Source organism: Natrinema sp. SYSU A 869 (genome assembly GCF_019879105.1).
Taxonomy (GTDB): domain Archaea; phylum Halobacteriota; class Halobacteria; order Halobacteriales; family Natrialbaceae; genus Natrinema.
The window spans coordinates 3,088,041-3,101,684 of sequence record NZ_CP082249.1; the positions used below are offsets into that span (position 1 = coordinate 3,088,041).

Sequence of the window (13,644 nt, forward strand, 5' to 3'; positions counted from 1 at the left end):
GGTTTGCCAGAAGCTGTTTTATCGACCCATCAAAAGCAATGGGTGTAATGAATCGTGGAGCCACACTACTGGTTGCACTGCTCGTGGTCGCGAGTACGGTGACGATGGCCGCGGCCGCCGGTGCAACGACGACGCAGGTAGAATCGGAGACAACCACTCAGACCGAAACCGAGGCGAATACGACCGCCGACGCCGACTCGGACGGCGAACTCGACTCGAGTACGCAGGTCGACTCGGAGACGAGTACTGACTCGAGTACGTCGAGGGAAATGGAGTCGACCGCCCACTCTGATTCGGAGACGAGCGTTGAGGGCGAGTCCGAGACGGAGACTGAGGGTGAGTCCGAAACGAGTGTTGAAGGCGAGTCCGAAACGTCCGTCGACATCGACTCGAATACGACCGCGGACGCGGAGTCGAAAACGTCCGTCGAGGCCGAGGCTGAGGCCGAAGTCGAGGCCAACACCACGGCCGAGTCGGACTCGGACGAGACGACTGACGACGAGTCGAACAGGACCGCAGAGGGTGACGCCTACGCGGGCACCCACGTCGGGTTCGACATGCAAGGCGACGCCATCACCGACTACCGCGTCGACGGCGACCAGCCGTTTGCGTCCGTCGCCGTCCAGTCCCAGAGCGAGGCCGAGTCCGAGACGACGCTTGAGACCGGTGCGGAGCTGGACGCGGTGACGCAGCTAAACGGCGCAGCATTGTCCGTGACGACGCAGACGGAGACGAGCGCGCAGGCCCGGACTGAAAGCGATGCGACGGTATCGGCCCACGATACCCGGCACGGCACGCTGGTCGTCGAAAGCGGCAACGAGTCCCAGTACGTCGAAGCCGAGCTCGGGGCCAGCGCTGAGGCCCGCACCGACGGCGACCGCGTCGTCGTCGAAACCGAGGACCGCGAGGGAGTCTTCCTTGTCGCCGGCGACGGCGAGGTGACCGTCACCGGCGACGGCAACGTGTCGGCGGCACTGAGCGAGAACGCGACGCTCGCGTTCCGTTCCTACGAGGAGGGCGAACGCGATGAGAGCGACGAATACGAGGAGTCGCTGATCGCTGAGGGCAACGCAGCCGTCGAAGCGACTGCCGAGCATCGCAACGGCGAGACAGCTACGAACGCCGTCACCTACGGTCAGGAGACCACCGCGAACGTGAGCCAGAGCGCCGAAAATCGCGTCAACGTCACCGTTGACCGCGCCACGCACGAGGGAACAGTCGTGATGACGACCGTCTCAGAAGAAGCCGTCGGCAGCCTCGAGGACCTGTCAGTAACAATCGACGGCGAGGCCGCGGCCGAAGTCGACTCGAAGAGCGAGGTCGAAGGCGCAATCGGCAGCGACGAGACCCGATACATGGTCGCACAGAACGCTCAGGCGGAGGGGCAGGCGACGGTCTACATCGGCGTCAACCACTTCTCCGAGCGGACGGCAACGATCCAGGGTGCGACCGCCGAGGATGGCAGTACGAGCGACGGAGATAATTCCGAGAGCAACGAGGAGAACAGCGAGATCACCAGCGAGGACGACACCGGTGACGCAAACGGCGACAGCGTTCCCGGCTTCGGCGCCGGCATTGCCGTCGTTGCGATCTCGACCACCGGACTGCTCGCTCGAGTCCGAAACTAGACGGTGGTGTCAGTACTCGATCACTGCCCGCTACTTTTCGACGGCACTCGATGCAAACGGCGATGGCTGTCACCACGCAGCGATACACCATTTGATCGCAGTGCTCCCGTGCCGTACCATCGATCCCTCTCGTCGTCGAGAACAGCGACGGAGAACGGCGCGAGGGAACCTCCGGCTATCGGTGTGGGCTGTGTGACGTGATTGTGACTTTCGGGGAATCGCTGTAGAGATGGATCGCTGTACTGTGCTGGTTCTTTTCCGATCCTCATTTGCGTAGTCGCGTGTCCGCTGGCGGTTAGTCGGTAAAATCGATGTTAGCACATCACCGAGATAGTGGTTCAAACGACCGGCGCGACCCGACACTCTACTCGTGCCGTTACGGACCTCACACGATCGGGGACTGCTCTGTGCAATCTCTCCGATCGCGTACGCTATTCTCACACACAATTGGATGGCTCTGTCAGAAGGACCTTTATGCCCCACTGTCACCGGACGAGTGCAATGAATCGAATTACAGTCGTTGCACTCGCTTTCCTTGTCACGACGGCGGCCCTTCCGGCCGCCGCCGTCGGCGCGGGTGCGAGCGCAGCATCGCCCTCCCAACAGAGCGACGGCAGTGCCGATGCGAGTGCCTACACGGGCACTCACGTCGCATTCGACGCCTCGAGCAACGCTCTCGTCGACTACCGTGTCGACGGCCAGCAGGTGTTCGACAACGTGACCGTCGCGTCCCAGAGCGAACACCACAGTCGGACCGGTCTCGGTTCGAACGTCGGACTCGACGCCGTGGTGAACCTCTCCGGACTCGGACTCGACCTCCGAGCCCAGTCCGAGACGCGCGCCGAGATCGCGACCGACGGATCCGCGTCGATGACCGCTCACGACAGCGAGCGCGGGATCCTAACCGTTGATGCCGGCAACGAGGCCCAGTACGTCGAAGTAGACCTTGCCGCCGACAGCACGGCCAACGCCGAAAGCGACGACCGCGTCGTCGTCAACGGCAGCGAACGCACCGGTGCGTTCGTCGTGGTCGGCGACGGCGAGGTAGCCGTCACCGAGAACGGAAACGTGACCGCGGACCTCGAGAGCGACTCGACGCTGGTCTTCCGCTCGTATGCGGATGGCGAGCGCGACGAGAACGCCGCGGAACAGGAACAACTGATCGCCAACGGCACGGCGACCGCCGAGGTCTACGCCGAGGAGCGCGACGGCGAGCGCGTCACCGACGTCGCGACCTACGGCCAGGACATCGCCGTGAATACGTCCGAGGAGAGCCGGGATCGCCTCGAGATGTCGGTCGAACGCACCCACGGCGAGGGGACGGTCGTCATCGCGAGCGTCTCCGAGGCCGCCGTCGCCGGTGCCGAGAGCGCCGACGACCTCGCGGTGACCGTCGACGGCGAGGCCGCCGCACAGGCATCGTCCTACAGCGAACTCGAGGGCGGCATCGGCGAGGAGCCCCGCTACATGGTGACCCAGTCGAGCGACGCGTCGGCCGCCGCCGACGTGCTCGTGGCGATCGACCACTTCTCGGAGCGAGACGTGGTCATCCAGAGCGCCGACGGTAGCGGTGAAGACGGCGGGAGTGACGGCGAAGATAGCGTCCCCGGCTTCGGTGTCGGCGGTGCGCTGGTCGCCCTGCTGATCGGTACCGCCGCCCGCGTCCGACGGTAGCGAACCGTCCTCCGGTCTTTCTGCGTTTTCGATCACTGTCGGATAGCCACACCGAACGACCGTCTTTTCGCGTCAGTATCGAGTCCCGGAATCCGATGCAGTGTGACCGTCGGGTTCGAGCGAACTGGTCACAGTGCACGCCATCTCGAGTGATGTGTCACGTCTGTCAGTTCTCTGTGACACGCTGATCGGTGACTTCGGCGGTCTGAACACGAGCGACCGCAATGGGGACCGGAAGCGGGAAGATCATGGCGGGCAGGACTATGGAGCCGCTTTCAGGGAACGGATGGGTTCGCCCGCCGTCAAATCGCTCGGACACCAGTGCCATGTTACTACTGACAAAACCGCGCGAAAGCAATCCGTTCCGGCACGGGTCCCGCGACGCTCGTCCGCTCTGTGCCGGATTCATCGTGCAACGAACGTACCGGATCGATGGCGGTCGGGTGTCGCTTTTTGATGAGTGCTGTGATACCGTCTAGTGTGACTCGAGACGTCCGACGAGCGACGGTCGACGACGTCTGGGCCGTCCACCAGGTCGCACGCGAGAGTTGGCACGCCGCCTACGACGGTATCCTCGGCCCCGAGACGGTCAACGACGTCGTCGACGAGTGGTACGCAATCGGTGACCTCGAGTCGTCGATTACGGAGGCGAGCGGCCGCAGTGACGCCGCGTTTCTCGTCGCAACGGAATCGCTTGCCACCAGTCCCGGGTTCGATCCCGACTACTACGGCTTTGCACACGCCGTCCCCTGGCCGGAGGACTCGTCGGTCGCGTTTCTCGCCCGTCTCTACGTTCGACCCGACAACTGGAACGAGGGGATCGGAACCGCGTTGCTCGAGGACCTCGAGACTGAGTTCGCGACGGAGTTCGATCGCCTCCGGTTGGCTGTCCTCGCCACCAACGATGTCGGCATTTCCTTCTACGAATCTCGAGAATTCGAACGCATCGGGACCCGAGAGTCCGATCTGGCGGCAGGGCTCGAGGAACACGTCTACGAGAAATCGGTTTCGGATTCTGACTAGTCCGACCGGACGGCGGGGCGGCCGAATCGGACGCGTGGCGGCGAAGCCAACACCGTACTGACGTTCCTCAAGCGAGAGGGGCTGTAGAAGAGACCGTTATAACGTTTTGTCTGCTTCCGCGTCGTCGACAACTTCGATCCCGCGGTTGTTGACCGCCATCGGATCGAGACCGACCTCTTGGAGGAAGGTCTTGTACTCGCGTTCGCACTGCTCAGCGTCTTTCTGCTTATCGCTGGCGCGGTCGCAGAGTTCAACGAGGTTCTCGGGAACGTCGTTCTGGTAGACGATCCAGTGGTTGATCAGGTCCGAGAGCCGCCGGATGGGGCTCGTGAAGTGGCCGTAGATCTCGAAGTTCAGCGCGTGGTGACCGCCGAAGGGGTCGTTCATATACCGCGCACGGGGCATCACCTTCATCACCGCCCACTGGATCTTGTCCAGTTGGCGGCTGGGCGCTTCCTCGAGCGTCGCGTTGACGGCCTTCCGCGGGTCGTCCCAGGTGCTGCCAGGGATCGAGACGCCATCGAGATCCTGAATTTCTCGCAGCGCTTCGGACCACTCGTCGGGGCTGGGCTGGGGGTGAACTCGGTACATGGCCGAGACGCCGCGGTTCCACATGAGTACGTGCGTGACGGCCTTGTTGGCCTTCAGCATGCACTCCTCGATGATGGTGTGGGCCCGGTCGCGGCTCGGGTTCAGGACGAGCGAGCCGTCCTCCTTGCGCTGTTCGTGCATCTGCTCGGCGAGGTCGTAGACCAGCGCGTTCTCGTCGTGGAGCGGCGCGTCGGGGTCCTCGAGGCGGTTCTCGGCCTGCGAGTAGGTGAGTCGTTCGTCGGACTGGATGACCGACTTGTAGATCTCGATGTTCTCATAGCTCAAGTTCTCCTTGTCGAGGTGCATCTCGACGGTGTGGGCGAGCCGGTCCTCGTTGGCGACTAGCGAACAGACCGTCTCGGCGAGTACCGGCGGCAGCATGTGGACCGTGTAGCCGGGGAGATAGACCGTATTTCCGCGCTCGACGGCCTCGTCCCACATCGCCGTGTCAGGGTTGACGTAGTGGGTAACGTCGGCGATGTGTACCCAGAGGACGTACTCGTCGTCTCGTTCCTCGATCGAAATTGCGTCGTCGAAGTCCTGGGCGTCGATCGGGTCCGTCGTCCAGGTCGTCAGATCCCGCAGATCCTTCCGCTCGTCGATCTCATCGCTGATTTCGGCCGTCACGCCCTCCGTTCGGGCTTTGGCTTCCTCTAAGACCTCGGGCGGGAACTCGTCGCGGAGTTCGAACTTCTCGAATAATTCCTCGCGCTTGTTCTCGAGATGGCGCGCGAGATCCTCCGAGACCTCGACGGGTCCCTGGCCTTCGACCGTACCGGCGTCGGCCTGTGCGTCGTCACTCATGGCGAGGGCTACGCACGTAAGAGTGAAAGTCGTGTCGGGACGCGAATCCGTCCGATCGCGAGCGCCCGGACCGCCGATATCGCGGGGCAGCACGTACTCGATCAGAAAGATACATTTTGTATCTAACATAACTGTGGGTGAATGCCCGCGATATCCCTCCGGGACGTCACCAAGCGCTTCGGTGACGTTCATGCCCTCCGCGGTATCGATATGACCGTCGAGTCCGGCGAAGTGTTCGGCTTCCTGGGACCGAACGGTGCCGGCAAGTCGACGACCATCGATATCCTGTTGCACTATACGCACCCCTCGAGCGGTTCGGTCGACGTGCTCGGACGCGACGTTACCGAAGCGCCGGTCGCCGTCCGGAAACGTGTCGGTATCCTTCCCGAGGGCTTCGCACCGTTCGAAACGATGACCGGCCGCCAGCACCTCGTATACGCGATCGAGGCCGCCGACGCCGACGACGATCCGGCGGCCCTGCTCGAGCGTGTCGGCCTCGCCGATGCCGCCGACCGGTCCGCCGCGGACTACTCGACGGGGATGACACAGCGCCTCGCGCTCGCGATGGCTCTGGTCGGCGAGCCCGACATGTTGATCTTAGACGAACCCTCGACCGGGCTCGACCCCCACGGCGTCCGACGAATGCGCGAGATCGTCCGCGCGGAACGCGACCGCGGTGCCACTGTCTTCTTCTCGAGTCACATCCTGGCACAGGTCGAGGCGGTCGCCGACCGCGTCGCCATTCTCCGGGCGGGCAATCTCGTTGCCGTCGACACGATCGACGGGCTCCGCGAGACGGCCGACGCCGGTGCGGAGCTGACTGTCGACCTGGCCGACGAGCCGGCCGCGGTCGCGTCCGTCGTCGCGTCCGTTGACGGGGTCTCGACGGTCGACGAACGCGACGACGCCCTCGTCGTCGGCTGTACTGCCGACGCGAAACTCCGGGTACTCGACGAGATCCGGGCCGCCGGTGCGACGATCCGAGACTTCTCGACCGGTGAGGCATCGCTCGAGGAGCTATTCGTTTCCTACACGGAGGGGTCGGCGTGAACTGGCAGCTGATCGCCCGAAAGGAGATCGGCGACGCGATCCGCAACCGGCAGTTGTACGCGCTCGCCGCGACGTTCGCGCTGGTCTTCGCCGTCATGGCCGAACTCCACGTCAGGCAGGTCAACCAGGGGTACGCCGTTTCCGGCGACCTCGTCGGCCAATTCGCGCTTCCCGGCATGCTCCTCGTGCCGGTGACCGGACTGCTGCTCGCCTCCAGCGCGATCGTCAGGCGGCGTTCGAACGGTCAGCTGACGCTCTTGCTCGGACTTCCACATGACCGACGCGATATCGTCCTCGGGACGTATGCCGGTCGATACGCGATCTTTCTCGCTTCCCTGCTCGCGGGCGTCCTCGCCGGCGTCGCCGTCGTCTTTGTTACCGGACACGCGGTCCCGACGACCGCTGTCCTCGCGTATCTCCTCGCCAGTGCCTGGCTGGGGCTCGCGTACCTTGCCATCGCGATTGGCATCTCGGCAACGGTCCGCACCCAGACGTGGGCGACGTTCGCCGTCTTCGGCGCGTTGCTTCTCCTCCTGTTCGTCTGGCGGGTCGTGCCCGAGGGCCTCGCCTACGCCGCGGCCGGCTTCGAAGAGCCGGCGACGCGACCGTGGTGGATGTCGTACGTCGGCGCGCTCTCTCCGAGCCTCGCCTACGAACAGTTGCTGGAACCCGTGACCGGCTCGGAAGCCGATCGCTCTTTGGTCTGGTTCAGCGCCGCCGTCCTGCTGGGGTGGGGAGTGCTCGCCCCCCTCGTCGGCTACTGGCGGTTCGTGACGGCCGACCTCTAGCGATTATCGCTCTCGCTCCCTCCCCCGCTCCTCGAGCGTGCCGTACCGCTCCTCGACCGTCGAGAGATAGCTCGCGAGAAAGACGTCTCGATCCCGCTTGCCGGCTTCGAGATCGACCAGCAGTCCCTCGAGTTCGTCGCGAGGGTGGTGACAGAGGTCGCTGTGACAGGACTTACAGAGGTGTTCGAAGGTCTTGCCGTCGCGATCCCAGCGGTCACCGTGCTTGTCGTACTCGCGAGCCTCGTCGCGCGGGCGCTCGGTACCACAGGCGAGACAGGTGACCGTCTCCGTCCGGTTCCGAGAGGGCCACATACGCGATCCGACGGTGTGGTCATACTTAGCGATTGTCACACATTTCCCCCGTCCTGACGGTCAGGACGATCGATCTACCGGGATCGCTCGCGCTCCCGGTCAGCGCGGTCGCTCTCGTCCGCCGATGCGTCGTCTCCGGCGACGGGCGCAGAGTGCTGCCCGGTATCACGGTCGAGGTCGGAATCGGAGTCGGACGTGTCCGGGTGCTCGAGTCGGCCGTCGGGATCGATCACCGTTCGTGCCGGGATCGGGTCCGGCGATGGCGGGTGACGCGCGACCAGTCGCTGGAAGCGGGTGAGGTCGATCGACCCTTCGGTTTTGATCTCCTCGCACTCGACGACGATCCGATCCCCCTCGCCGAAGATCCGAACGTAGGTCAGGCGAAACGAGGGGTAGTACACCCCCGGAAGCCGCGAGAACCAGGTCTCGACGTGCCGGAGCTTTTTCAGCCAGGTGCCCGTGTTGACGACGACTCGGTCGCCCCATCTCGTGAGCGACGCCCGGTGAGTGTGTCCGTAGACGAAGACGGCGACGTCGGGGTGGGACTCGAATACTGCTTTGGCCGCGTTCAGAAAGGGCTGGTCGCCCTGTCCGATGCGAACGCCCGAGAGCATGACGCCGAAGCGCTCGAGTGTGCGTCTGAGATCCCGTCTGAAGAACCACAGCGGTACCGCGAGCAACAGCAGGACGGCGATGATCACAAGGTTGACGGTGACGATAACCTCGAGGACGATCGCGGCGATGCCAAGCGCGTGGACGACGGCGTTGTCGGTGAAAAACCGCGCCGGGAGGATACCCAGCACCTCGAGGACGGTCCCGAACAGGTAGAGCAGCGTCAGGTTGAAAAACAGCAACAGCGGCACGACGACCGCCCGCAAGTACGGACTCATCTCCCGATAGAAGTAGTTCGAGAGGAGCCACCGCGGGAGTTCCTCCATCGGCGCGACCGACTGGATATCGCGCAGCCAGTCGCCCCTGGCCCGTTCGGAGTAGCGGCCGGCGGCGGCGACGATCCGCTGGACGATAAAGTAGCCGACAGGGAGCGCGTCGGGATTCCCCCAGTCCGGCAGCCGATTGTTCGCGTCGTGTTGCTGGCCGTGTTCGATCCAGATCCGTCCATCGCCGACCTCGCGGGTGATCGAAATTTCCTGTTCCAGGGTGACGTTGAACTCGGCGAGGCGATCGACGTGGGCGTCGTAGCAGGCGAGATCGTAGTCGTGGTTGCCCGGAATGAGCGTGATGTCAATCTCCTCGCCGGTCGCGCGGAGCTGCTCGAAGACCCGCGGGTGATCGTCGATGACTCGCTCGAGTTTCGCCGGTCCGGTCACTTCGGCGTACTCCCACAGCCCGAACGCGTCGCCGTTGATAATCAACTCGACGTCGCCGCCGCGGTCCTCGAGGTCCGCAAGAAAGGAGAGAAGCTCCGCCTCGAAATCGAGCGCTGTCAGCTGTTCGTCGCCGCCCATGTGGAGGTCGCTGATGAAGACGTACTCGCTGGCCATCGGCGCAGTCCGGCGTACTACCAGACGGGCCGGGATAGTGGTTTCCCCGACTGCACTCGCGTCTCGGACTTACGCGACCCTGTCACCCGACGCGCGGCTTCAAATCTATTCTATTAAATGCGTACGGGGCGGTAGCACGAGTATGCAGGTCAAGTCTCGACATCACCTCCGTAGCGACGCGGTGTCCGATCTCGAGGAGGTCCTCGAGGAGCAACTCGGCGTCTCGCCCGACGGCGACGCCTACGAGCGCGTCGAGTTCGAGGACACCGACTGGGAGGTCGTCCTCATCGACGGCGAGCCACAGGTCGCGTACTTCGACGAGGGCCCGTTCCTGACGGTCCGTGGAGCAAACGCCTACGAGCCCGAGAAACGACTGGTCACCGTCGACGCAGGAGCCGTCTCGTTCGTCAGCGACGGGGCCGACGTGATGCGTCCGGGGATCACCGAGGCGACTGACGAAATCTCGCCGAACGATCTGGTCGTCATCGCGGAGGAATCTCACGGCAAAGTGCTCGCGGTCGGCCGTGCTCGCGTCGACGGCACGGAGATGGCCGGCGACGAAGGGAAAGTCGTCGATTCGCTGCACCACGTCGGCGACGAACTCTACGAGTTCACCGGCTAATTCGCTTGCAAACGGCGAATCAATCGATTCTGATCGAGTCGCGCTCGCTCGAGTGACCGCGCCGTCGGAGCGCGGGCCGTACGAGTCGATCGAACGCCTCACTCCGAGGCCGCGTCCAGCGAATCCGCTTCGAACGCGCCTTCGTACTGTGCGAGAGTGTCCCTGTAGCCCTGTTCCGCGAGTTCGTAGGTCTCTCTGAGATCCGTGATCGGTGTCTCGGTTGCGTCGAGCCGCAGGTCGTTGTACGGCGGCTCGACGGCGTGTGACTCCGTCGTCTCGACGACCACCGCCGCGCTCTGGACCGACAGCTCCTCGCGTTTATCTCCTCCCTCGAGGTCGCCGGCCGCCAGCGCGTCGATCAGTCGCTTCGCGAGCGGGTCGGTATCGACGTCTTCCGTGACGGCACTCGGACCGGTCGAGTAGTCCGTCGTGTCGTGGACCGCATTCGCCGCGTAGGCGTCGGCTGCCGCCTCGAGGACGACCTCACCAGTCAGCATGTTTCCCGCGACGGTGTAGTGGTCGCCCTCGCGGTGGCCGAACTCATCGACGCACTCGTCGCCGGAGAAGGCGAAGGTCGTCTCATCGTCGACGCCGTGTAGCTGGCGCTGAGGCGCGCCGTCGTCGGCGTTGAGCAGGGCCTGAAGAGCGTCGTCGACCGCGAGGCCGTCGTCGATGTACTCGATGCCGCGCTCGCCGAGTTCGACGTTGACGAGGCTCTGGGTCGCGACGGCACCCCGATCGCTGACGAACGGGCAGAGCGTCCCCACGCCCGGCAACCGCGTCGTGACCGCGACGCCGAATCGGCGGTGCTGGTCGCCGCTCTCGGTCTCGTACTCCTCGCGGACGCAGATGCTGAATGTCATCGATTACACAATTTCCGTCTGAAAATAAAAACCTGACCGTCGTTTCGATGGGCGTTATTCGAGATAGCCGAGCGCCGAAAGCCGATCCTCGACGACATCCTCGTCGGCATCGCCCTCCGTATCGGCGGGACTATCGTCGTCAGTATCCTCGACGGCCACCGAGTCAGCAACCGAATCGACCGGCTCCGACCGCACGATCGGTTTCCGCTCGGAGTACGACGGGACGTACCAAGGGACGGTGTTCAGGACCGGAATCCGGATATTACTCGGATGGAAGTATACCGGGACCGGGAACGGCGTTGCCCACTCGCCGACCGCGTTCCCGTGATCGGCCGTGATTGCCGTCTTCCCGGGGAGGCGGTCAGCCAATGGGAGCGCTTCGTCGAGTACCCGATGCAAATTATCCCGGTAAGATTCCCAGAAGACACCGGCTTTGACCTCGCCCTCGCGTAGCGCCTGCCAGACCGACTCGAACTCGATATCACTGTCGTCCTCGAGCACGGCCCCGCGGAGTCCCTCCATGAGACCGCTCTCCGCGTCGAGTCGCGTGTCGCCGATGAAGGGGGCGTGTGGCTGCATGAAGTGGACGATCAGTCGCTTGTTCGGGTGGGACTCGTGAGCAGCCAGCGCGCAGTCGGCGAGGTCCTCCGGGAGCACGACGCCTTCGTCATCGCTCCACTCGTCGATCCAGGCGCGGTCGGTGTGATAGAACGTCTCGTCGAGGATCCGCTTCTCGTGGGGGTTTGCAGTGACGTAGACAGTGTCGTTGTATGTCCGCCCAGCGAAGTTCTCCGTGAGGAACTCCGGCGATGAACTGCCACGCGACCGGAACTCGCTCACCTCACCCTCCAGCGATCGATTGGCGTAGAGCTGCATGAAGAGGTCGTACCGACAGCCGTCCAGAATGAGGAGGTTGTCCCAATCTGCATCCATGATGTACTCCCCGTCGTTGCCGTGAATGCGCTTCTGAACGGGGCCGATAATCGACGACAGGAGCAGTTGGCGGCGCAGAAAGTCGTTGCCGAGCGCGGCTTTCGCCATCGCCGCTTTCTCCGTGAGTTCCATGAATGAACATTCATTGCTACCCGTGATAAAATTACTCCGCCGAAAACACATATAAAACATGAATATGGTAGAATATTTCCGACGATGAGGGCTTTCGACGGCGATCGTGCCGTTGCGGCCGAGCCGGCCGAACCAATATCGCTCGCTGCTCGCGCTCGATGACCGGCCCTGCCCGCTTGCGTTTGCCTCGATTGAACGGTCACGTCTGACGTAAGAACTATACTGACGGCGGCGCTGGATACCGCCAATGGGACTCATGAGCAAAATTCTCGGCGGGAACCAGTCCAGATCCGTCGAGGACTACGCAGAACTGAATCTCGAGGATGTCTCGACGGACTCTGCCGGAGCAGCGATGCAGGTACACATCGCGGAAGTGGGAAGCCAGGCGGACGCGATTGACATCAAGGACGCCGTCTACGACGGCGACATTGTCATCGCGGATATCACGCGCCTGCGAACCGAAGACAGTACTGTCGAACACATCGTCGACGAACTCCGGCAGGTCGCCGAGGAGGTCGACGGCGATATCGTCCGAAAGGGTGACGATCAGATGATTATCACGCCGACCGGCGTCCATATCAGCCGCGAAAAGCTGGGCCAGAAATTATAGCGGCAGTTATCGGCCGGTCGTTCGCTCCTCGATTGACTTCTGATTCGATGCTACCGGTAGAAGCTGCTAGCCGTCTCGATAGATAGAACACGGCCGACCGGGAGCCGAATCCGTTGTTCTTTTTCGCTCGGTAGTTACTGCTCCCGGTCGGTTCTGGTGAGCTGAACTGATGATGTCGCTCGTACTGGTCGTCTGCTCTCCGAAAAATGAACTGCTATTGGTATTGTCGCGTCGCCGTTAGCAACGCATTGAACTCGAGTTTACGTGCGCGTGACGTTCTTCGCGCGCGGGCCCTTGGGAGCCTGTTCGATATCGAATTCGATGTCTGTGCCTTCTTCGAGATCCGGACCGCCGATATCTTCCATGTGGAAGAAAACGTCGTCGTCTGCGTCGTCCGTCTCAATGAAACCGTAGCCGCCTGTGTCGTTGAAGAAATCAACGCTTCCTTTCGCCATTACAAACAAATGTAGGGCCGATCGGGGGATAAGACTTCCGAGAGTCTCGGTATCACGACCGTCGGAGTTGTTCGCACGATACATAGATTCGGTCTTCCTTGCCGTATTCTGTGACGATCCTGACCTGTTGTGGCTCTCGTGCGAGCGGTCCGTTCCGTCTCGAGGGACGAATAAAGGTGGGCCATACGAATGGTGACAAATATGTTAGAAATTCCGACGCCCGTATGCAGGTAATCGCTCGAGAGTCCCGATCTCGGGATCGTCTCACCGTCGTGGCTCGCAGCCCACCGTGACGCGGACTCGGTCACAGTCGTCGACGTCCGCGAGGCGCGAAACTGTAGTAGCAACTGAAAGTCAATGCATACCTGATCGCATGAAAGCTGTGCGATCAGTGTGTAAATCGTTTCAGTGGCTACTATAGAACAACTGGGTCACGTCCGGGCGCAGTCAGCGTTCCGGCTGACCGCTTTCGCGATCCGCGCAGCGTCGCCGACGGGAAGCTACCGGCCTCCGACGCCTTGGCAGACCTGTTAGGCGAGGCCGGAATCGCTGAACCCGGCCCGGTCCACCAGTACGAGGAGTGGTGTTGGGACGGCAATATCGCGTCAGGGCGAGCGCTGCCGCCCTCGCCGATTCGCCGACTGCCCCGCCTGTATG

General features: G+C 63.1%; 14 protein-coding genes. 7 read left to right on the plus strand and 7 right to left on the minus strand.

Annotation, left to right across the window (positions count from 1 at the left end):
* Positions 1 to 47 precede the first annotated feature (47 nt).
* The gene (locus tag K6I40_RS23420) at positions 48 to 1,628 is read left to right on the plus strand and encodes a PGF-CTERM sorting domain-containing protein (RefSeq protein ID WP_255681843.1); all 1,581 of its coding nucleotides are present in this window, start codon (positions 48 to 50) and stop codon (positions 1,626 to 1,628) included.
* A 501-nt stretch (positions 1,629 to 2,129) separates the two neighbouring features.
* Entirely contained in the window at positions 2,130 to 3,302 is a 1,173-nt protein-coding gene (locus K6I40_RS23425) for a hypothetical protein (protein ID WP_222917202.1), read from the plus strand.
* Positions 3,303 to 3,468: 166 nt separating this feature from the next.
* Here the strand turns inward: K6I40_RS23425 and K6I40_RS23430 are convergent, their stop codons facing one another.
* Positions 3,469 to 3,630: a hypothetical protein gene (locus K6I40_RS23430; protein WP_222917204.1), complete on the minus strand. Its 162-nt coding sequence runs from the start codon at positions 3,628 to 3,630 to the stop codon at positions 3,469 to 3,471.
* Positions 3,631 to 3,782: 152 nt separating this feature from the next.
* Here K6I40_RS23430 and K6I40_RS23435 point away from each other — a divergent pair, with 152 nt between their 5' ends.
* A complete protein-coding gene (locus K6I40_RS23435; RefSeq protein ID WP_222917206.1) occupies positions 3,783 to 4,325 on the plus strand; it encodes a GNAT family N-acetyltransferase in 543 nt (180 codons plus the stop codon).
* A 96-nt stretch (positions 4,326 to 4,421) separates the two neighbouring features.
* On the opposite strand, the gene K6I40_RS23440 is transcribed toward K6I40_RS23435, so the two are convergent.
* Positions 4,422 to 5,720 (minus strand): ribonuclease R family protein, encoded by a 1,299-nt coding sequence (locus K6I40_RS23440; protein ID WP_222917208.1) that lies wholly within the window; start codon positions 5,718 to 5,720, stop codon positions 4,422 to 4,424.
* Between the two features lie 141 nt (positions 5,721 to 5,861).
* On the opposite strand from K6I40_RS23440, the gene K6I40_RS23445 reads away from it, so the two are divergent.
* Positions 5,862 to 6,770: an ABC transporter ATP-binding protein gene (locus K6I40_RS23445; protein ID WP_222917210.1), complete on the plus strand. Its 909-nt coding sequence runs from the start codon at positions 5,862 to 5,864 to the stop codon at positions 6,768 to 6,770.
* Positions 6,767 to 7,558, plus strand: coding sequence for an ABC transporter permease subunit (locus K6I40_RS23450; RefSeq protein ID WP_222917212.1), 792 nt, complete (start codon positions 6,767 to 6,769; stop codon positions 7,556 to 7,558). The genes K6I40_RS23445 and K6I40_RS23450 overlap by 4 nt, the downstream gene beginning before the upstream one ends.
* A gap of 3 nt (positions 7,559 to 7,561) precedes the next feature.
* Here the strand turns inward: K6I40_RS23450 and K6I40_RS23455 are convergent, their stop codons facing one another.
* Entirely contained in the window at positions 7,562 to 7,870 is a 309-nt protein-coding gene (locus tag K6I40_RS23455; protein WP_222917214.1) for a hypothetical protein, read from the minus strand.
* 74 nt (positions 7,871 to 7,944) lie between these two features.
* Positions 7,945 to 9,372, minus strand: coding sequence for a metallophosphoesterase (locus K6I40_RS23460; protein ID WP_222917216.1), 1,428 nt, complete (start codon positions 9,370 to 9,372; stop codon positions 7,945 to 7,947).
* Positions 9,373 to 9,514: 142 nt separating this feature from the next.
* Between K6I40_RS23460 and K6I40_RS23465 the strand changes: the two genes are divergently transcribed.
* Positions 9,515 to 9,994 (plus strand): RNA-binding protein, encoded by a 480-nt coding sequence (locus tag K6I40_RS23465; protein ID WP_222917217.1) that lies wholly within the window; start codon positions 9,515 to 9,517, stop codon positions 9,992 to 9,994.
* 98 nt (positions 9,995 to 10,092) lie between these two features.
* Here K6I40_RS23465 and K6I40_RS23470 read toward each other — a convergent pair whose 3' ends face one another.
* Positions 10,093 to 10,857 carry a DUF1028 domain-containing protein gene (locus K6I40_RS23470; RefSeq protein ID WP_222917225.1) on the minus strand — a complete coding sequence of 255 codons (765 nt, stop codon included), beginning with the start codon at positions 10,855 to 10,857 and terminating at the stop codon, positions 10,093 to 10,095.
* A 54-nt stretch (positions 10,858 to 10,911) separates the two neighbouring features.
* Entirely contained in the window at positions 10,912 to 11,922 is a 1,011-nt protein-coding gene (locus tag K6I40_RS23475; RefSeq protein WP_255681844.1) for a hypothetical protein, read from the minus strand.
* Positions 11,923 to 12,169: 247 nt separating this feature from the next.
* On the opposite strand from K6I40_RS23475, the gene sepF reads away from it, so the two are divergent.
* Complete coding sequence (gene sepF / locus K6I40_RS23480) at positions 12,170 to 12,532, plus strand: cell division protein SepF (RefSeq protein WP_222917227.1); 363 nt, start codon at positions 12,170 to 12,172, stop codon at positions 12,530 to 12,532.
* A gap of 260 nt (positions 12,533 to 12,792) precedes the next feature.
* Here the strand turns inward: sepF and K6I40_RS23485 are convergent, their stop codons facing one another.
* Complete coding sequence (locus K6I40_RS23485) at positions 12,793 to 12,987, minus strand: cold shock domain-containing protein (protein WP_222917229.1); 195 nt, start codon at positions 12,985 to 12,987, stop codon at positions 12,793 to 12,795.
* Between the last annotated feature and the right edge of the window lie 657 nt (positions 12,988 to 13,644).